The organism is Flagellimonas beolgyonensis (assembly GCF_003992615.1).
Taxonomy (GTDB): Bacteria; Bacteroidota; Bacteroidia; order Flavobacteriales; family Flavobacteriaceae; genus Flagellimonas; species Flagellimonas beolgyonensis.
In genome coordinates this window covers 127147-147486 of the sequence record NZ_RZMY01000006.1, presented here as the reverse complement: position 1 = coordinate 147486, position 20340 = coordinate 127147, and the positions used below count along the sequence as shown (strand labels likewise).

Genomic DNA, 20340 nt, shown 5'->3' with positions numbered 1-20340 from the left:
GCTAACCGCTGAATTTCTGCTTTCGGTAATAGCTGAAAAACAGACCAAATGCAAGGGTCAACACTACTGGTAGGCCAATGTTTATCAACTGCCATTTGGTTCGTTGGTCAGTAATTTTTTTCACATCGAGCAGGGGTATGGAGACTCGCTTGTTCCTAATGTTGATCAAACCTGTATTGTCCAACAGATAATTGGTGCAGTTCACTAAAAATTCCTTGTTGCCGTAAAAACTACTGGTCCATTTATCATAGCCCAATTCCAAGGGGCGTCCATTACGAAGCTGGTTTTTGATGACATCCCCATCCGAAATCACGATCATTTTGTTGGCCGGACCGTTTTCTGAGGCTCCATTCAAGTCCAGTGGTTTAATCCTATTTTTATACATGGAAGAAAAATCTCCTTCAATAAGAACGGCCAAGGGTTGATTACCACTGGTATAGGTGGATTGGTCCGGTTGTTGATTCAGAATATCCAAGCTGATTTCCCGAGGAATGCCATCGGTCTTTGATAACGGCGAACTGCGCAACAACACTGTTTTGGTATAATCGTTTTCCAAGACTTCGATAGGGCTTGTAAACTGATACCGTACGGCCTCCATGTTGGTGTTTATCGGATGGTCGTTTCGCGAGAACACCATAGGGTTATAGTACCATGGCAAGGGGTTGTACTGGGAATCGTTGCCTTCACCAGTGGCCAAAACAATTTGGGTAAAGTAAAGGTCGTTCACCAGAACTGGATTGATACGAACCCCGTAACTGAAGAAAAAGTCCTTTAGGTTCAGTTCCCTGGGCAATGCAATGGCACTACCGCCACCGGCATAAATACTGTCCATTTCCATGGCCACTTGATCTACCAACCACAGGGATTTGCCCCCTTGGACAATGAATTGGTCCATCACATATTTTTCAGCATCGGTAAAGGGTTGTGTGGGTTTGGCGATCAAGGCCAGATCAAAATCGTTCAATTGATCCAGCACTTTTTGGGGATTACTCGCCACAGAATCCAACGTAAATGCCCCAATATTGTAATAATCGCGAATGGTGGTCAAATAATCGGCAATAAAAATGTCGTCCAATTCGCCGTTGCCCTTTATCACCGCGATACTCTTCTTCTCGGTAATGCTCAATTTGGTAAAGGCATCGGCAAAGGCATATTCCAACTGTTGCACCGAATTGTTGATCCGTTCCTCGGAATTGGATCCCAGTTTATTTTTTAGCAATGGCACCTTAACCGTTTGGTCGTTGTAATTGACCATGGCCCAAGGAAACACCAATTCGTTCGAAACCTTGCCATTTTCCTCCACTGTGACATTGGCGGGCTGCAATCCAAGGCTTTGGAGTTGGGCAATGGTCTCTTGGGCTTTGGTTTCATCTTCCAAGGGATCGATGAGATTGTAGCTGATATTCTTGTTCTTTGCCACGAACGACTCCATCAACTGTACCGTTTCCGATTTCAGTTTAGAGAATTCGGCAGGAATGTTCCCATCCAACAAAATATCGATGATTACCGGTCCATCAAATTTTTGCGCCACTTCCACGGCAGGTTCGGATAGTGTGTACCTTCGGTCTTCGGTTAGGTCGAAGCGAGTGTATATAAAACCGGCCAATAGGTTCAGCAACAAGATGGCAATGAAGGCCTTCAGCATGGATACAAGAAATTTCCCCATTATCTAGGCAATTGGTTTAAACGTTGGTAGGTCAAGTAGAGGAACAATAGGGTAAGTGAAATAAAATACACCAAATCCCTTGTATCGATCACTCCCCTTGCAATACTATCAAAATGGGATTTTGCACCAAAACGTTGCAACAATTGTTGTGTTTCCCCATCGCTAAAAAGTGATGACAGGGCATCGAATCCGTTAAAGATCAAAAAGACAATCAAAATACCGACCAAAAATGAAATGATCTGGTTATCCGAAAGGGTAGAGGCAAAAATGCCGATGGCGGTATAGCTGCCAATCAAAAACAGCAGTCCAAAATAAGATCCCAAAACAACACCCAAATCATAATTTCCGGAAATCATCCCAAGACTCGATATGGCAAACACATAAATGATGGTTGGAACAACGGCAATGACACACAACAGAAAAGCGCCCCAAAATTTACCGAGCACCAAATTCCAAACCGAAATGGGTTTGATGAGCAACAACTCCAGCGTGCCCATTTTCCGCTCTTCCGAAAAACTTTTCATGGTGATGGCAGGAACCAGAAAGATAAAAATCCAGGGGGCCAGCAAAAAGAAGTTCCCCAAATCGGCAAAACCGTAATCGAAGATGTTATAAGTTCCTCGAAATACCCAGAGAAACAGACCATTCAGCAATAAAAAGGACCCCACGATCAAATAACCGATAGGGGAAGTAAAAAAGGATCGTACCTCTCTCTTAAAAATTGCAAACATTAAGATGGGTTTGTAGTTTGTAATCTATTGACGCTCCATGCTTCGGGTTTATCGGCGAACAGTTTTTTGGTCTTGCCCCAAACCGTTTTAAAAAATTCAGAATTTCGGTAGTGTTCCAAATCCGACGCCTTGTCCCAAAAACTATAGGTGAAAAAGATACAGGGATTATTGATATCCTGGTACAATTCCACCATGTTGCAGCCATCAAAAGCCAATATTCCGTTTTTTGATGCATTAAAGATTTGCTCAAAACTAGGAATATTTTCGGGTTTAAAAGTCAGTTTTACGATGCGTATCAGCATTTACTGGAAATTTATGGTTACTGTGTCCCGATAATTCAATCCAAGTAGGGTAGAGGCACCGCCCACCGTATTCAGGTCACTTTTGTATATGGCTAACTCAATATACCCCGCAGAGTTGAACAGGGCCAAGGCATCGCCGGGTCCCTTTCGCTGCACACGGTCTAGGCTAAAATTAATGATACCGTTGTAACTCTGATGCACCTCCTTGATCTTCGTGGTTCGGGCAATGATCTCGTAGTTTCTGCCATTTCTGTAGGCCTCAAACAGATTTTTTTGGATATTGGTGACAACGTTGCCATAGTTGTCAATGTAGATCACATTTCCAGAAATTGTCTTTCCTTCGTTGATGACACGGGGTTCAAATTCGCGAAGCTCCCGAAGTTCATGGAACGGTCTGCCAATCACCTCCAATTTACCACCACGGGCTATATGGCATGCAACGGGCACAAAAATATGCTGCTCCGGAAAGGCATCGACTTGGACATTTGGCAACTGTATTTCCACCACCTTTTCCGGTTTGATTTCTGAGGTGATCAAGGAAATGACTCCGGTGTTGGCACTAATGAAATAATGGCCGTCCACCAAAACCACGATATGTTGGTTTTCCGGGGAAATTTCGGAATCCACCCCCACAATATGAACCGAACCCTTCGGAAAGGAAGTGTAGGCGTTTTTAAGGATGTAGGCACACTCCTGAATGTTAAATGGACTGATGGCATGGGAAATATCAACAATACGCGCGTCGGGGAGATTGTTCAAAATGGCCCCTTTTACCGCACCTACAAAGTGATCTTTGTAGCCAAAATCTGTGGTTAAGGTTATGATTGCCATGCAATACTGTTGATATGTTTTTCTGCCCTCAAATTGATTTTTGGTTAAGTTTGTGTGGTAAAATTAATTAAAAAAGAAAGAACACGATTCTTCAAAAACAACTGTAACACCTCACTTTTTTTGAACGAACTAATAATAGAACTTACAGACATCAGTCCCCAGGATTTTTTTGGACAGCAAAACGCCAATATCGAGCTGCTCAAAAAATATTTCCCAAAACTAAAGATTGTGGCCAGGGGCAACAAGATCAAAGTATATGGTGACGAAGAACTCTTGGAGGAATTCGACAAGCGCTTTGATGAAATAACGGGACAATTTGCCAAGTACAATAAGTTGGATGAGAACATGATCGAACGCATCTTGACCAGTTCCAGCCAAGAAGAATATACCTCCTCCCAAAGCAGTGGCGATGTCTTGGTGCATGGGGTCAGTGGAAGACTGATCAAAGCCCAGACTGCCAACCAACGTAAAGTGGTGGATGCCTGTAAAAAGGACGATATGGTCTTCGCCATTGGTCCGGCAGGTACAGGAAAGACCTACACAGGGGTGGCTTTGGCCGTGAAAGCCTTGAAGGAAAAACAGGTGAGGCGAATCATTCTTACGCGTCCAGCAGTGGAAGCAGGAGAAAACCTTGGCTTCTTGCCCGGTGATCTTAAAGAAAAACTCGACCCCTACATGCAGCCTTTGTATGATGCGCTTCGGGATATGATACCCGCCGAAAAATTGGCCAAATATATTGAGGATGGTACCATTCAGATTGCGCCAATGGCCTTTATGCGTGGACGCACCTTGGACAATGCCTTTGTGATATTGGACGAAGCCCAGAATACCACCCACGCGCAAATGAAGATGTTCTTGACCCGGATGGGGAAGAATGCCAAATTCTTGTTGACTGGTGATCCAGGCCAGATCGATTTGCCCAGAAGGGTGATATCCGGCTTGAAGGAAGCCTTGTTGATCTTGAAGAATGTGGAAGGGATCAGTATCATTTATTTGGATGATAAGGATGTGATCCGTCACAAATTGGTGAAAAAGGTTATCGATGCCTATAAGAACATCGAGCACCAAAATCAATTTTAAATTATGGGAATGAATACGTTAATGTCCACGGATTTCAACTTTCCTGGACAAAAATCGGTATATAAGGGCAAGGTGAGGGAAGTGTACACCTTGGAAAATGATGTTTTGGTGATGGTGGCCACTGACCGACTTTCGGCTTTTGATGTGGTCATGCCCAAGGGGATTCCATACAAGGGGCAGATCTTGAACCAGATTGCCACCAAAATGATGAAAGATACCGAGGACATTGTCCCCAATTGGTTATTGGCAACACCAGACCCCAATGTTGCAGTGGGTAAAGCCTGTGAGCCCTTTAAGGTGGAAATGGTGATACGGGGCTATCTTTCCGGTCATGCAGCCAGGGAGTACAAAGCGGGTAAACGCATGTTGTGTGGAGTACCTATGCCCGAAGGGATGAAGGAAAACGATAAATTTCCGGAACCCATCATTACCCCTGCCACCAAGGCGGAAAAAGGGGATCATGACGAAGATATTTCCAAAGAAGATATACTTAAACGAGGTATTGTTGCTCCAGCCGATTATGAAGTGTTGGAAAAATATACAAGGGCCCTATTTCAACGGGGTACCGAAATTGCCGCAAAGCGTGGCTTGATCTTGGTGGATACAAAATATGAATTCGGCAAAACCAAGGATGGGGAAATCGTATTGATCGATGAAATCCACACCCCCGATTCTTCCAGATACTTTTATGCAGATGGGTATGCCGAGCGTCAGGAAAGGGGAGAGGCCCAAAAACAACTTTCCAAGGAATTTGTGCGGCAATGGCTCATTTCCAATGGATTTCAAGGATTGGAAGGGCAAACGGTACCCGAAATGTCCGACGACTATATAACTTCTGTTTCCAATCGTTACATTGAATTGTATGAAAATATTACGGGCGAATCTTTTGAAAAAAGTGATATTTCCCAATTGCAGGAGCGTATTTATAAGAATATTATGGCTTATTTGTCCAAATAGGGTAAAAATTGCGCTCTCCTCAATTATTGCGTGGTGTTTTTATTGTTTTCACTGTTTTAAATCCAATTTTTTGTAAAATAATCATGCTAAAATGGTATATTTATGCTAAATAAGTATATCCATTATGCAAAGTTGTCCGAATTGTTCATCTACTGAATTCACCAAGGCGGGGGTAATCAAAGACAGACAGCGCTATAAGTGCAAATCCTGCGGTTATTATTTCACGGTACCCAAACTGGGCAAACAGATTGATGACTACTTTGTCAATAAGGCACTTCAATTGTATTTGGAGGGGTTGACCTACCGGGAAATCGAACGTATTCTCGGCGTTTCCCATGTATCGGTTATGAACTGGGTACGGAAATACAACATCAAACGTCCCTACAACTCCAAGTACCATCCCACCTATCGAATCCTGAATTATAGTGAGCTGCAGAAATATTTTCAAAACCCCGATAATCTGAAAGGTGCAGGTCAGTTGGTGACTGAGTTGGGGGATAAGTTCATGCTCATTAAATGGGATCGCTTCAAGGATTAACTATACAAAATTAGCAAAAAGGTATATCCTTTTTTCGTTCAGTAGATTTTTTTTGGATGTTCGTAAGGCACATAACTCTCTAACATCCAAACTGAAATGAAAAAAATCCTTCTCGGAATGGCGTTTGTTCTTTTGACCATTCCAACAGCATTTTCACAAGGGAACACCGAATACACCGGTGGTTACAAGATCAATTTTAACGAAGATGGCTCCAAGTATCTTCGTATCATCGCATGGGGGCAATTTTGGGCCCAGTACAGTGACGATGTCCCCGACGACGCCAGCAACCTTAACCTAAGTGTTAGGCGTGCAAGGGTGCTTACCTTTACCCAATTGAACAAAAAATTCTTGATCCTGACCCATTTTGGACTCAACAGCTTGAACGGAAGCAATTTGAGCCCAACGGGAAAAGGGGAGTCTTCCCAATTGTTCTTTCACGATTTCTGGGGCGAATGGACATTGGGGAAGAACGTTTCCGCAGGGGCAGGGCTACACTACTGGAACGGTATTTCCCGTTTGAACAATAGTAGTACCCTAAACTTCATGACCCTCGACAATAACCGCCAATCCTGGGCAGCCTTGGGTCTTAGTGACCAATTTGCCCGACATTTAGGCGTGTATTTAAAAGGAAAGTTGGGACGATTGCAATATCGCGTTTCTTATAACGAGGCCATTACAAATACCTTGGATGCCAGTAACGACCCCACACCAAACGGAAGAGCGGTGTATCGAGGCCGGGAATTGTTGGGCGCCGGTGAGGCAGGAAAAGTGGTGCAAGGTTATTTCGATTATCATTTCTTGGATGAGGAGTCCAACTTCCTACCTTACAAGGTCGGTTCTTATTTGGGCAGCAAAAAGGTATTCAACATTGGAGCTGGATTCCTGAACCATAGAAACGGTGTGGTCGTGATGGACGGCACCGGAAACATGGAAGGTGAAGATGTGAACATTTTTGCAGTGGATGCCTTTTACGATGCACCACTTGGTGATGACGGTTCTGCAATAACTGCCTATGCCGTGTATCAAAATAACGATTATGGTCGTAACTTTAACTTGGGTCCTTATGGTACAGGGAACATGGTTTATGGCCATGTAGGGTATTTGATTCCGGGACCTGCCACCAAATCTCGCGTACAGCCTTATTTATCCTATCAAACTAGGAACATTGATGCCATTGATGATAATGCGACACGATTGGGCATCGGTGCCAACCTGTTCATGACCGGACACCATTCCAAGTTGACCCTGGAGTACGCCAACTCCAAAGTGGGCAGCGCGGATGGTACGGGAGTCATTACATTGCAAGCACACATCTATTTATAAAAACTAAACCAACAAATTATGTCAGAAAAACAGCAAAAGGCCACGGCCTATTGGAAAGAGAACCTAAGATATTTGGTCATTCTGTTGACCATCTGGTTCTTGGTCTCCTACGGAGCCGGCATTCTCTTCAAGGATGCTTTGAACAACATTCGCTTGGGCGGATTCAAACTCGGGTTTTGGTTCGCACAACAAGGATCAATCTATGTATTTGTCATCCTCATTTTTGTCTACGTGCGCTTAATGAACAAGCTGGACAAGAAATACGGCTACGACGAAGATTAACCAACTAAAAAAACTAAGATTATGAGTGTACAAGTATGGACATATCTACTGGTGGGCATCACCTTCGCGCTTTACATTGGCATCGCCATTTGGTCCAAAGCGGGCTCTACCAAAGAATATTACGTTGCTGGTGGTGGGGTTTCCCCATTGGCCAATGGAATGGCCACCGCGGCCGACTGGATGTCGGCAGCATCATTCATCTCCATGGCGGGGATCATTGCCTTTGCCGGGTATGATGGGGCGGTGTATTTAATGGGTTGGACAGGGGGCTACGTGCTCCTCGCACTGCTCTTGGCGCCCTATCTACGGAAATTCGGAAAATTTACGGTTCCGGATTTCATTGGGGAGCGTTATTATTCAAAAACAGCTCGAATTGTTGCCGTTATCTGTGCCTTGATCGTTTCCTTTACCTATGTGGCAGGACAAATGCGCGGAGTGGGCATCGTGTTCTCCCGGTTCTTGGAGGTTGATATCTCCACTGGGGTGATCATCGGTATGGTCATCGTATTGTTCTACGCCGTTTTGGGTGGAATGAAAGGAATTACCTATACCCAGGTGGCACAATATTGCGTGTTGATCTTTGCCTTTATGGTTCCTGCCATTTTCATTTCGTTTCAAATGACAGGTAACCCCATTCCACAATTGGGCATGGGAAGCACCGTGGCCGATGGTACATATCTGTTGGATAAATTGGACGGACTTAGCCGAGAATTGGGATTTGCGGAATATACGGATGGATCTAAAAAAATGGTGGATGTTTTTGCCATTACCTTAGCTTTGATGGTCGGTACAGCGGGTCTACCACACGTAATTGTCAGGTTCTTTACCGTAAAACGGGTTAAAGATGCACGAAAGTCTGCTGGATGGGCCCTATTGTTGATCGCCATTCTTTACACCACTGCGCCAGCGGTTGCTGTATTTGCACGTACCAACCTGATCGAAACGGCAAGTGAGCAAGAATATGCCAACATGCCACAATGGTTCAAGAACTGGGAAGAAACGGGATTGTTGAAATATGAGGACAAGAATGGAGACGGCAAGATTCAATATGTGGGTGCTCCGGAAATCAATGAGTTGACCGTAGATCGTGATATCATGGTATTGGCCAATCCTGAAATTGCCAATCTGCCAGCTTGGGTGATTGCCTTGGTAGCCGCTGGAGGTTTGGCAGCAGCCCTTTCAACAGCCGCCGGATTACTTTTGGTAATTTCTTCATCGATTTCCCATGATTTGATCAAAAATGTTTTCAACCCGGAACTTTCCGAAAAAGGAGAATTGTGGGCCGCCCGTATTTCGGCAGCAGTTGCTGTGGTAATTGCAGGGTACTTCGGTATCAATCCTCCCGGCTTTGTGGCCGCGGTGGTGGCACTGGCCTTTGGACTCGCGGCAGCATCGTTCTTCCCGGCCATTATCCTTGGAATTTTCTATAAGAAAATGAACAGCAAGGGAGCCATAACGGGAATGATCGTGGGTATATCCCTGATGCTCTTCTACATGCTCAAGTTCAAGTTTGGCATATTTGACGGTGGAAAAGAAGCCGTAGCCGGCCTTCAGGATAAGTGGTGGTTCGGTATTTCACCAGAAGGCTTTGGTACCATAGCCATGTTGGTCAACTTTGCGGTGGCCTTGGTGGTAAACCGATTTACTCCAGAACCACCTGAAGAAGTTCAGGACATAGTGGAGCACATAAGAATACCTAGCGGTGCAGGTGAAGCATCGGCACATTAATTTAGTTGGTTGTGATAAGCGGTGCGGGATTAAATTTCCGCACCGTTTTTTGTAAATTGAAGAGCCAACGAATCACTGAAAAATGAAGAAAAGGCATCAACAGAAGCTGATTGTAATTTCGATTGTTCTATTTTTTTTATGGAACGTTCCCTTTATAACCATTTTTGATGGTGATACCCAATTCATGGGTTTTCCAGTGCTTTATGTTTTCCTTTTCTTAACCTGGTTGGTTGCCATCATACTGGCGTACATCATTTTAAGAAAGTTCTATGAGTAATTACGCAATCGGACTTGTTATTGTGATGTATTTGGCCATGCTCTTTGTGTTGGCCTATTTTGCTGAAAAAAATCCAAGGGGCAAATGGACGAACAATCCCTATGTCTATACGTTGTCGTTGGCAGTCTATTGTACTGCTTGGACCTACTACGGAAGTGTGGGTATTGCATCAAGGTCAGGCATCAGTTTTTTGGCCATTTATTTGGGGCCTGTAATTGCACTACCACTTTGGATTGTCATCATGCGGAAGGTCATTCGCATTTCCAAACAGCATAAGATTTCCAGTATCGCGGATTTTATCTCCATGCGATATGGCAACAATAGATCCTTGGGAGCCTTGGTGACCATAACCTGTTTAATGGCGGTTATTCCATACATTTCTTTGCAGTTAAAGGCAGTGTCTGAAACCTTTTCACTGATGTCTTCGGAAAACAGCTATGTGTCGTCCGGCTTTCTGGACGATTCAACTTTTTACATTGCTTTACTTATTGCTGTATTTGTTGCTTTTTATGGTACATTGTCCACGGACACCTCACAACACAAAAAGGGAATTATTGCCACAGTAGCCTTTGAATCCATTTTAAAATTGGTGTTTTTTCTGGTCATAGGGGTTTACGTGACCTATGTATTGTTCGATGGCACAACCGATTTATACCAAAAGGCATCCAATTTTGTCAATTTTGATCAACTGACCCAACTGGGCGGTTTGGAAAACGGTTTTAATTGGTTGTTTACCATTTGTCTCTCGTTTTTTGCGATTTTCCTGTTGCCTCGACAGTTTCATGTGGCCGTGGTTGAAAACGACAACGAACGCTATCTGAAAAAGGCAATATGGTTGTTCCCATTGTACCTTTTGCTCTTCAATGTTTTTGTCATTTTTATTGCTTGGGCGGGGAATATTGGCTTGCCCAATGGGGTGAACCATGATTATTATTCCCTGTTGTTACCACTTAAGGAAGGAAATACGGCCCTGGCCCTTATGGTTTTCATCGGTGGCTTTACCGCTGTCATTTCCATGATTGTTGTGGCCACTTTGGCCCTTTCCACCATGGTGAGCAATAACGTGGTAATTCCGTATGGCTTCATCAAGACCTTGGTCGAAGGCAATCCGGAAGAAAATACAAAGCGGATCAAAAATTTAAGGCGCGTGGCCATTTTTATGCTGATCATCATTGCCTATTTTTTCTACGTGACGTTCTCGGCCCAACTCTCCCTATACTCAATAGGTTTGATCTCCTTTGTGATGATTTCCCAGTTGGCCCCGTCATTTTTCTTGGGGTTGACTTGGAGAAGGGGAACGGCGAAGGGAGCTGAAATTGGCATTTTGGTCGGGTTGGCCATTGTGTTCTACACGTTGTTGTTGCCAATCATCAGCCAAGTGGTCATGCCCAATGTAAAGTTTGTGGAAGAAGGGTTGTTCGGTTATTCTTGGTTACGACCTGCCCAACTGTTCGGGTTGGATTATTTAACCCCGGAGAGCAATGCATTTCTGTGGAGCATGGCAGCCAATACCCTGTCTTTTGTTACTTTTTCATTGCGAACTAAAGGTAACTATAGGGAACGTAACTATGCTGAAATGTTCGTGAACCATGAAAATTATGAGAACCTTCAAGAAGGAGCATTTATCTGGAAGGGAGAAGCGTATGTGGCGGACATTAAACGATTATTGAGTCGGTTTTTGGGCGAGGATCGCACCAACAGGGCACTGCGTCTTTTCAACCGTAAGTACAATATCGCCGAAACAGAGGAAAAGGCGGATGCCCGATTGATCAACTTCTCAGAGAAACTGCTCACAGGAAGTATTGGCGGTGCTTCTGCAAAAATCCTGTTGTCTTCGGTGTCCAAGGAGACCCCGATCAGTTTGGTGGAAGTCCTCAACATTTTGGAAGAGAACAAAGAGACGAAGGCCAACAATAAACTGTTGATCGAAAAATCGGAACAGCTCTCGGCCATGGCCCATCAATTAAAGGATGCCAATGAGGAACTCCGATTGCAGGATAAAATGAAGGACGAATTCCTCGATACGGTTGCCCACGAGCTCAAAACGCCGGTCACCTCCATAAAAGCCGCTTCAGAAGTCTTGGTGGATGAAGATATGCCCACGGAACTTCGCAAGCAATTTTTGGAGAACATCAATAGGGATACCGACAGGTTGGACACCTTGATCCGGAACATTCTGGATTTGGAAAAACTGTCCAATGACAGGACGGAGTTGGATATAAGAATTCACAACATCAACAAAACCATTAAAAAGGCCATTAAAGGGGTAGAGCAAATTGCGGCCAAAAAGGAGGTGAAGATCAAGTTCAAGGGTAGTGAAAAGGTGGAGATTCCCTATGACGAAGACCGAATTTTGCAGGTATTGACGAATCTCCTATCGAATTCCCTTAAATTTACGGAACCACGCAATGGAACCATAAAAATTGATCTCGAAGATCAAGGAAGTGCTTTTGCTGTTGTTGTTGAAGACAATGGCAGGGGGATTCCCCAGGAAGATCAGGGTTTCATTTTTGAAAAATTTTATCAATCGAAGAACCAAAACATCAAGAAGCCCCAAGGCAGTGGTTTGGGGTTGGCCATTTGTAAAAAAATAATAGAAGGCCACAAAGGAAAAATTTGGGTCGATAAAACATTTGACAAAGGGGCACGATTGGTCTTTACATTACCGAAGAACGATGAAGAAAAAAATATTGATAGTGGATGATGAACCCAACATAGTGATGTCGTTGGAGTATGCTTTCAAAAAGAAGGATTTTGGAGTGTTCATTGCCAGGGACGGTACCGAAGCACTCGATATTGCAGAGCGGGAACGACCCAATATCATTTTGTTGGACATTATGATGCCACAAATGGATGGGTACGAAACCCTAAAACTAATACGGGAAAACAAAGAACTCGTTGACACCAAAGTGGTGTTCCTTTCTGCAAAAAGTAAAGAAAAGGATATTGAAAAAGGAATGCAGATGGGAGCGGACGGTTATATGACCAAACCCTTTTCCATCAAAAAGGTGATCAGCGACGTGGAAGAAATGATCAAGTAAAGTTTCAAATGATGCGATAGATTCAATAGATGCTAGGCATTTGAAATGGAAAAATAGAACATAGTAACTAATTAACTAAACGTAACATTGAATGAGTAATTATCATATCAAGCATTTGGAAGAATATTTCCAGGTGTACCGAAAATCGGTTAGGAACCCAGAAGCATTCTGGGAAGAAGTGGCAGAAGAACACTTCCTATGGAGAAAAAAGTGGAATTCGGTGTTGGATTGGGATTTTACCAAACCCGAGATCAAATGGTTTGATGGTGCCCAATTGAACATTTCGGAAAACTGTATTGATCGGCATTTGAACATTCGGGGCGATAAGACAGCTATTCTTTTTGAGCCCAACGATCCCAATGAAGAGGCCGAACACATCACCTACAGGCAATTGCACGAGCGTGTTTGCCGATATGCCAATGTACTTAAAGATCAAGGGGTAAAAAAAGGTGACAGGGTAGTGGTTTATTTGCCCATGATACCAGATTTGGCCGTGGCTGTTTTGGCCTGTGCCCGAATTGGTGCGGTTCACTCCGTTGTTTTTGCTGGATTCTCTTCAACAGCCTTGGCCACGCGGATCAACGATTGTGGAGCAACAACCGTATTGACTTCCGATGGCTCGTACAGGGGGAGCAAGACCATAGACCTTAAGGGCATTGTGGACGATGCCTTGGAGCAATGCCCAGGGGTAACCAAGGTATTGGTCACCAAACGAACCGGTGGTGAAGTAACCATGAAAGAAGGGCGTGACCTTTGGGTGCAACCTTTGTTGGATAAAGCCTATGGGGATTGCAGTCCAGAGATCATGGAGGCTGAAGACCCCTTATTTATTCTATATACTTCGGGCTCTACCGGAAGGCCAAAAGGAATGGTGCATACCACTGGTGGCTACATGGTGTATACGGCCTACACGTTCAAAAATGTGTTCCAGTACAAAGAGGAGGATATTTATTGGTGTACGGCGGATATCGGTTGGATTACGGGACACTCTTACATTGTGTATGGGCCATTGGCCAATGGCGCCACTTCGGTCATGTTTGAAGGCGTGCCTTCCTATCCGGATTTCGGAAGATTTTGGGAGGTGGTCCAAAAGCATAAGGTAACCCAATTTTACACGGCCCCAACCGCCATTAGGGCTTTGGCAAAGGAAAATTTGGATTATGTGACCAAATACGATTTATCCAGCCTTAAAGTGTTGGGTACCGTTGGGGAACCTATTAACGAGGAAGCCTGGCACTGGTACAACGATCATGTGGGCGATAAACGATGTCCCATTGTTGATACGTGGTGGCAAACGGAAACAGGTGGCATTTTGATATCACCAATACCTTTTTCAACACCGACCAAACCCACTTATGCCACCTTGCCCATGCCTGGTATTCAACCCGCATTGATGGATGAATCCGGCAAAGAGATCAAAGGGAACCAAGTGGACGGAAGATTATGCATCAAATTCCCATGGCCTTCCATAGCCAGGACCATTTGGGGCGATCACCAACGTTATAAGGATACGTATTTCTCGGCCTTCGAGGGCAAATATTTTACAGGTGATGGCGCTTTGCGCGATGAAGTCGGCTACTATCGAATTACAGGTAGGGTAGATGATGTGATCATCGTTTCTGGCCATAACTTGGGTACGGCACCGATAGAAGATGCCATAAACGAACACCCAGCTGTGGCAGAATCCGCCATTGTTGGCTTCCCACATGACATTAAGGGGAATGCACTGTATGGATACATCATTTTGAAGGAAACCGGGGAAACCCGTAATCGGGAAAATCTGGCCAAGGAGATCAATCAGCTCATAACCGAGCATATTGGTCCGATTGCCAAACTGGATAAAATCCAATTTGTTCCTGGTCTTCCCAAAACTCGAAGTGGTAAGATCATGAGGCGTATTTTGAGAAAAATCGCATCCAAGGACACCAGCAATTTGGGGGATACCTCCACACTGTTGAACCCTGAAGTGGTCGAGGCCATCATGAAGGAAAGTCTTTAATTAAAGACCAAATTTTAAAGGGCCTTGTCTTTTGATGAGGTCCTTTATATTTTTTGGCTTCAGTCTTTCCAAAATACGGAGCAACGCTATGGCCGTTATATAGGCATCTCCCAGCGCCGTGTGCCTATCTTTTTTGGAAATACTGAACTTTTCGGCCAAATCATCAAGCGTGAACCGTTCTTTACGTTCAACCACACTCGATACCAATAGTGTGCGCTTGTACAGCAGTTCGGTATCCAAGGTCTCGTTTTTTAATTTAGGGAGTCCGTTCCTTTGCAGGGCGGCATTGATCATATTTACATCAAACTTCACATGGTGCCCTACCAAAATGTAATTCTTTGCGTATACCAAAAATTGCTTCAGCGCATCCAGTTCGATGACCTTGTTTCTTCGCGACCGTTTTAAAATACCATGAATCGGGGCACTTTCAGCGTTATAATGTTCCTGCTCAATATAAACCTCAAAAATGTCCTTTACCGCAATACTGTTGTCCATCAATTTTAGGGCACCAATGCAGAGCATACGGTCTTTGGTCAAACTAAAACCGGTCGTTTCCGTATCGAGGGCCACAAATACATTTTCCTTGATGTCTTCAGGAAGCTTTTGTTGGAAATGCGCCTCATAGTCCCACCAGAAATCTGGGAGTTCCAATTGCTTCTTTTTACCAAAAAGCCACATTAGCGAATCAGGTTTTTGACTTGGAACCGTATTTCGATCAAGGATTGGATTTCCTTGATGGTCTTAAAGGTTCGTTTCAACTTTATTTTCTCTTCCTTGTTCAACCGTTGCAGTTCAATATAACGACCGGAATCGTTGTGCAACAAACCCTGTTTGGTCCTGAATTTCAGAAGGGCTTTGCTGGCATACGAACAGGCCTGGAACAATTCTTTGTTGTTTGGCTCCAGTTCAGCCAGTTTTTCATAACGTTCGGCCGTGTTGTTGATCGATTTGATGGAATGGGAAAGTATGAGTACACGCGCTGCATCGATAATGGGCATTAGGGCTCGCAACTTTAGATCGAAGAAATCTTTGTGCTCCCCATCCTGTTCCACCAAAAAGTCCCTGAAAAATCCTGAAGGAGAAGGGTTTTGCAAAGCCCCGCCCGCCAAATGTGTCAAAAATTGTGGAAACATTCTGGCGTGGTCAAAAATGCTGTCCGACAGTTCATCCGCCAGTGTACGATCTCCATAAGTGATGTTGTAGTCAAAGAAAATGGAGGACAATAAAATTTCATCGGGTCCGGGATTGTTGATCCATCTGCCGGTGACTTCCTTCCATTCCCACAGACTATGGCACCAAGCTGGGTTGGATGCCATCATCTCGGCCGGACAATATTCAAAGCCGATGGTATTCAAGTCGGTAGAAATTAGACTTGCCAATTTTAAAAAATAATATCTCGTTTGTTCCAATTCATCTGCTGGAACATCCGCAAAAAGGATAGCATTATCCTGGTCGGTGTTCAACAGTTGTTCCCCACGTCCTTGACTTCCCAATGTCAACCAAGTGAAGGGCACCGGGGGCTCCGATGGCATTTTTTGAAGGGAAAGCTCGATGACCCGTTTGGTAGAGGCATCGTTAAGCTCCGAAATGATCTTGGAAACCAATCCAATGGGAATGTTCTGGTCCAAATAGCCCTGCAACAGATTCATGATACCATGTCGTATCTTTCGTAGCACCTTGGCATCCATTGCTCTTTTTATGGCACGCAGAAGTACAGCTGGATTATTGCCAAGGGCCACCATTACATCGTGTTTGGAAAGCAACCCTACCGCTGGGGCATCGGGGGTACCATCTTCGGTAAGTATCAAATGGCTGATATTGCTTTTCATCATGGCCATTTGTGCCTGTGCCAAAGTAAGTTCGGATGGGTAGGTGATTATGGGTGACGACATAATGGTCTTGGCCGGTTCGGTAATGGGACATTCCCCTGTAGCCACTTTTTTTCGTAAATCCTTATCGGTTATGATACCAACGGGAAGTCCATCCTTGATCACCAAGATACAGCTCACATTGTTTTTTGCCATGGTGGTGGCCAAATTCATGATCTTGGTCCCTTCGGTACAGGTAATGAGGTCGGTGGAATAACTTATCGGCTGCAGGTCCAATATTTTGGGATCCAATTTTTCAGCGGTGTCACCAGACCCGTACAGTTTGCCACGATGCTTAATGGAGTAGGGGTTACGGGTATTGGAGGCAAAACTTTCGATCAAAAAATTGCCCACCCGTTTGTTTTCCAGGGCCAAGGGTTTAAAATGCTTTATGGGTACGGCATATAAAATGGTCTCTTCATGCGCTCGGGCTTCCAGTTTATAGCTTTCATGGGCCAATAGTGGGCGAAGGCCAAAAACGTCCCCTTCATCACAAATATCCAGAATTTGGGAGGAGCCTTTTTTGGTTAGGGCAATGGCCCCTTTGTTCACCACATAAAAATGTTCATGCGGCGCTTCCTTTTCTGTAAATACAATGGCATTGTTCTCTTTATGAAGAATCACCACTTCCATGGACAGAATATCCAATTGTTTGGAGTCCAATGCATTGAAAGGGGGGAAACTTTTGAGAAAATCGGCAACGCGTTCGGAAATCGTGTTCTTCATGGCAACCTAAAAATAAGGTATAATTTGATGATCACCACATGAAACAAACCAAAAAGAAGCGTGCAAATCCGAAAACAATTCCGACTACTTTTTATTGTAGGCTCGTATCATCAATATCGCCCATAGGGCAACCAGCAAGAAAACAACGATTGAAAACCAAAAAACGATATCATTTGCTGTCATTGTCCACCAGTTTTAAGTAAATCATGACACCTAAAAGGGTGGGTGCCCAAAGGCCAATAAAAAGCCCATGTTCTTTGTCGCCATTAAGAAAAAGGTATTCCGCCACAAGAATGATCAACGCACACAAGGCCAGCATCAATAGGTTGGCGGCTCCTAATTTTTTGAAGTAATTCATATGAAGGTTGGTTTAATACCTTGAAGGTAGGAAAAAAAAACGCGGAAAAGCAAAAAAGCCATTCAACTGCAGGCAGTTAAACGGCTTTGTTTTGTGTAGCGAGAGGGGGACTTGAACCCCCGGCCTCCGGGTTATGAATCCGACGCTCTAACCAGCTGAGCTACCTCGCCATGGGCATATTTTGCGGGTGCAAATATATACTTTAATTTTTGCTGAATCAAAATTCGGGATTAATTTATTATTTGATATTTATTTTTTTATCTTCCCAAACTATATCAAATGTTGAAAGGATAAATCGAACGAACTAATGAGTGATAAGGTAAAATTCGAAATGGAGTTTGTCATCCATGCTTCGCCTCAGTTGCTTTACCAATATATTTCCACACCATCCGGACTTTCCGAATGGTACGCCGATAATGTGAATTCCAGGGGTGAGATGTTCACCTTTATATGGGATGGTTCAGAGGAACGGGCTAAAATGCTAAAACGCAAGAGTGAGGAATTTGTGAAGTTTGCGTGGGAGGAAAATGAGGACGCTTCCTTTTTTGAAATGCGCATTATTGTGGATGAAATTACCAAGGACGTTTCCTTGTTCATAACGGATTTTGCCGAGGAGGACGAAGTGGATGAAGCCAAAATGCTTTGGGAGAACCAAGTTTCCGACCTAAAGCAAGTATTGGGGTCCACCTAGGTTCAATTCCCAGCTAAGCCGTATATTTGGCCCTGATTTTTCAAGGCGAGATACATGGTCAACTTTAATGGCAATTTCTTTACCAACGATACCGCAATCCTAACCCACAACAACCGTGGACTCAAATATGGCGATGCCGTTTTTGAGACCATGCGCTACGTAAATGGCACCCTTTTCTTTTGGGAAGACCATTATTTTAGGCTCATGGCCAGTATGCGTATTCTTCGTATGGAGATACCCATGGAATTTACCTTGGAATTTTTGGAAGAGGAAATCAAGCGGACAACAATGGAGAATACGGCCGAAGGGGATGCTTTTCGTGTTCGGCTGACCGTTTTCAGAAATGATGGCGGATTGTACGCCCCGGCCACAAACAATGTTTCCTATCTTATTGAAACAACACCGCTGGAATCCCCATTCTACCTGGCGAAGGAAGAAGCCTATGAGGTGGAATTGTTCAAGGATTTTTATGTGAGCAAGGATATGCTCTCCAACTTAAAGACCTCCAACAAATTGCTGCACGTGGTTGCCGGGGTATATGCCCAAGAAAACGGCTATGCCAATTGTCTTTTGGTGAATACGGACAAAAATGTGGTTGAGGCCATAAACGGAAATCTTTTTGTAGTCAACGATAAACAGATAAAAACAGCTCCGTTAAGTGATGGGTGTTTGGATGGCATTGTTCGGAAAAAATTGATGGAAATTATTGATGCTTCTGAAAATTTGGAATTGTTGGAAGCGTCCGTTTCCCCTTTTGAACTGCAGAAAGCCGATGAACTGTTTTTGACCAACAGTATTGCTGGGATTCAATCCATCACTAAATACCGAAAAAAGGAATTCGGCAATGCCATTGCCAAGGGATTACTGGCCAAATTAAATGCAAAGGCCCGATTATCGTCTACTAATTGAGCGAAGGATTTTCCGGGGCATTGGACCATAAAAGGTAATCACCGCCCAATTCCACCATATTTTCTTTCCAAAAGGCGGAGGACGATTTTTGCAACAAATTGCTTTCGTACTGGTTTTTGATCACCACCCAGGATCGGGAAGATAGCTCTTGGTCCAACTGTTGAGATCCCCATCCGGAATAGCCCAAGAAGAATCGAATGTCTTCCTCGGTTATGGTGCCACTGTTTATGAGTTCCACAGTTTTTTCAAAGTTGCCACCCCAAAAAATGCCGTCGGCAATCTCCACACTGTTTTCAATGAGGTGGGGCACTGTGTGAATAAAGTAAAGATTGTCCTGCTCTACAGGTCCACCATTGAACACTTGGAAAGGAATGGTGATATCGGAAACAAGATCGCAAATGGTATAGTCCAGAGGTTTGTTCAAAATAAACCCAACAGAACCTTCCTCATTATGTTCTGCCAAAAGTACCACCGAACGGTTGAAGGAAACATCCCCTGTGAGCGATGGTTCCGCAACAAGCAATTTCCCCTTCTTTGGCTTATGGCTCACCATTTTCATAGGACCCCTGTTTTAAATTTAACATAATATACAATATTTCCCATAAAACCAAAACCCTTAAAACAAAAAAGCACTTCCTTGTGGGAAGTGCCTTTGTATATTCAAAAGGTAATTGATTAGTTTACAGCACCGCTCAATTCAGCTCCTGCTTTGAACTTTACAACGTTCTTGGCAGCGATCTTGATGGTCTTACCAGTTTGAGGGTTTCTACCTTCTCTGGCACTTCTTTTGGAAACTGACCAAGAACCAAAACCTACCAAGGAAACTCTGTTTCCTTTTTTAAGTGATCCCTCTACATTTCCCAAGAAAGATTCCAATGCTTTTTTTGCTGCTGCCTTAGTGATGCCAGCATCAGCTGCCATAGCATCGATTAATTCTGTTTTGTTCATAATGGAATTAAATTAATTGTTGTTAAAATAATTTTAATGCTGAACAAATTTATACGGATTTGCCAGTAACGCAAGTAAAACCTAG

At 43.9% G+C, this 20340-nt stretch carries 20 protein-coding genes and 1 tRNA gene; 11 read left to right on the top strand and 10 right to left on the bottom strand.

What is annotated here, in order from left to right; genetic code table 11:
• Position 1: 1 nt before the first annotated feature.
• From gldG to EO131_RS04300, 4 genes are read right to left on the bottom strand one after another with little or no spacing between them, the layout of a single operon-like run.
• Complete coding sequence (gldG, locus tag EO131_RS04315) at positions 2-1666, bottom strand: gliding motility-associated ABC transporter substrate-binding protein GldG (protein ID WP_127019264.1); 1665 nt, start codon at positions 1664-1666, stop codon at positions 2-4.
• Entirely contained in the window at positions 1666-2397 is a 732-nt protein-coding gene (gene gldF / locus EO131_RS04310) for a gliding motility-associated ABC transporter permease subunit GldF (protein ID WP_127019262.1), read from the bottom strand. The genes gldG and gldF overlap by 1 nt, the downstream gene beginning before the upstream one ends.
• Positions 2397-2699: a putative quinol monooxygenase gene (locus EO131_RS04305; protein ID WP_127019260.1), complete on the bottom strand. Its 303-nt coding sequence runs from the start codon at positions 2697-2699 to the stop codon at positions 2397-2399. Before EO131_RS04305 ends, gldF begins: the two co-directional genes overlap by 1 nt.
• Entirely contained in the window at positions 2700-3530 is an 831-nt protein-coding gene (locus tag EO131_RS04300; RefSeq protein ID WP_127019258.1) for an SAM hydrolase/SAM-dependent halogenase family protein, read from the bottom strand. It lies immediately after the preceding gene.
• Between the two features lie 120 nt (positions 3531-3650).
• Between EO131_RS04300 and EO131_RS04295 the strand changes: the two genes are divergently transcribed.
• From EO131_RS04295 to acs, 9 genes are all read left to right on the top strand, one after another.
• Positions 3651-4610: a PhoH family protein gene (locus EO131_RS04295; RefSeq protein ID WP_127019256.1), complete on the top strand. Its 960-nt coding sequence runs from the start codon at positions 3651-3653 to the stop codon at positions 4608-4610.
• 9 nt (positions 4611-4619) lie between these two features.
• Positions 4620-5567: a phosphoribosylaminoimidazolesuccinocarboxamide synthase gene (locus EO131_RS04290; protein ID WP_127019254.1), complete on the top strand. Its 948-nt coding sequence runs from the start codon at positions 4620-4622 to the stop codon at positions 5565-5567.
• 124 nt (positions 5568-5691) lie between these two features.
• Entirely contained in the window at positions 5692-6105 is a 414-nt protein-coding gene (locus EO131_RS04285) for an IS1/IS1595 family N-terminal zinc-binding domain-containing protein (protein WP_127019252.1), read from the top strand.
• 96 nt (positions 6106-6201) lie between these two features.
• Entirely contained in the window at positions 6202-7428 is a 1227-nt protein-coding gene (locus EO131_RS04280) for a hypothetical protein (protein ID WP_127019250.1), read from the top strand.
• Positions 7429-7446: 18 nt separating this feature from the next.
• The gene (locus tag EO131_RS04275) at positions 7447-7710 is read left to right on the top strand and encodes a DUF4212 domain-containing protein (RefSeq protein WP_127019248.1); all 264 of its coding nucleotides are present in this window, start codon (positions 7447-7449) and stop codon (positions 7708-7710) included.
• A 21-nt stretch (positions 7711-7731) separates the two neighbouring features.
• A complete protein-coding gene (locus tag EO131_RS04270; protein WP_127019246.1) occupies positions 7732-9438 on the top strand; it encodes a sodium:solute symporter family protein in 1707 nt (568 codons plus the stop codon).
• Positions 9439-9707: 269 nt separating this feature from the next.
• Positions 9708-12419, top strand: coding sequence for a sensor histidine kinase (locus EO131_RS04265; RefSeq protein WP_127019244.1), 2712 nt, complete (start codon positions 9708-9710; stop codon positions 12417-12419).
• Positions 12391-12756 carry a response regulator transcription factor gene (locus tag EO131_RS04260; protein ID WP_127019242.1) on the top strand — a complete coding sequence of 122 codons (366 nt, stop codon included), beginning with the start codon at positions 12391-12393 and terminating at the stop codon, positions 12754-12756. The genes EO131_RS04265 and EO131_RS04260 overlap by 29 nt, the downstream gene beginning before the upstream one ends.
• A 91-nt stretch (positions 12757-12847) precedes the next feature.
• A complete protein-coding gene (acs, locus tag EO131_RS04255; protein WP_127019241.1) occupies positions 12848-14755 on the top strand; it encodes an acetate--CoA ligase in 1908 nt (635 codons plus the stop codon).
• Here the strand turns inward: acs and EO131_RS04250 are convergent, their stop codons facing one another.
• The 4 genes from EO131_RS04250 to EO131_RS04235 form a co-directional block, all read right to left on the bottom strand.
• Complete coding sequence (locus EO131_RS04250) at positions 14756-15406, bottom strand: 3'-5' exonuclease (protein ID WP_313790022.1); 651 nt, start codon at positions 15404-15406, stop codon at positions 14756-14758. It lies immediately after the preceding gene.
• Positions 15407-15432: 26 nt separating this feature from the next.
• Positions 15433-17349, bottom strand: coding sequence for a DUF294 nucleotidyltransferase-like domain-containing protein (locus EO131_RS04245; protein WP_127019237.1), 1917 nt, complete (start codon positions 17347-17349; stop codon positions 15433-15435).
• 169 nt (positions 17350-17518) lie between these two features.
• Positions 17519-17707, bottom strand: a complete 189-nt coding sequence (locus tag EO131_RS04240) for a hypothetical protein (protein ID WP_127019235.1) — start codon at positions 17705-17707, stop codon at positions 17519-17521.
• Between the two features lie 96 nt (positions 17708-17803).
• Positions 17804-17877 (bottom strand) — tRNA-Met (locus EO131_RS04235).
• A 137-nt stretch (positions 17878-18014) separates the two neighbouring features.
• Between EO131_RS04235 and EO131_RS04230 the strand changes: the two genes are divergently transcribed.
• On the top strand, positions 18015-18398 hold the full coding sequence (locus EO131_RS04230; protein WP_127019233.1) for an START-like domain-containing protein: 384 nt from the start codon (positions 18015-18017) through the stop codon (positions 18396-18398).
• 54 nt (positions 18399-18452) lie between these two features.
• Complete coding sequence (locus EO131_RS04225; protein WP_127019231.1) at positions 18453-19307, top strand: aminotransferase class IV; 855 nt, start codon at positions 18453-18455, stop codon at positions 19305-19307.
• On the opposite strand, the gene EO131_RS04220 is transcribed toward EO131_RS04225, so the two are convergent.
• Positions 19300-19860: a YqgE/AlgH family protein gene (locus tag EO131_RS04220; protein WP_127020034.1), complete on the bottom strand. Its 561-nt coding sequence runs from the start codon at positions 19858-19860 to the stop codon at positions 19300-19302. The two genes, EO131_RS04225 and EO131_RS04220, sit on opposite strands and share 8 nt — an antisense overlap.
• A gap of 122 nt (positions 19861-19982) precedes the next feature.
• Positions 19983-20255: an HU family DNA-binding protein gene (locus EO131_RS04215; protein ID WP_072879184.1), complete on the bottom strand. Its 273-nt coding sequence runs from the start codon at positions 20253-20255 to the stop codon at positions 19983-19985.
• Positions 20256-20340 lie beyond the last annotated feature (85 nt).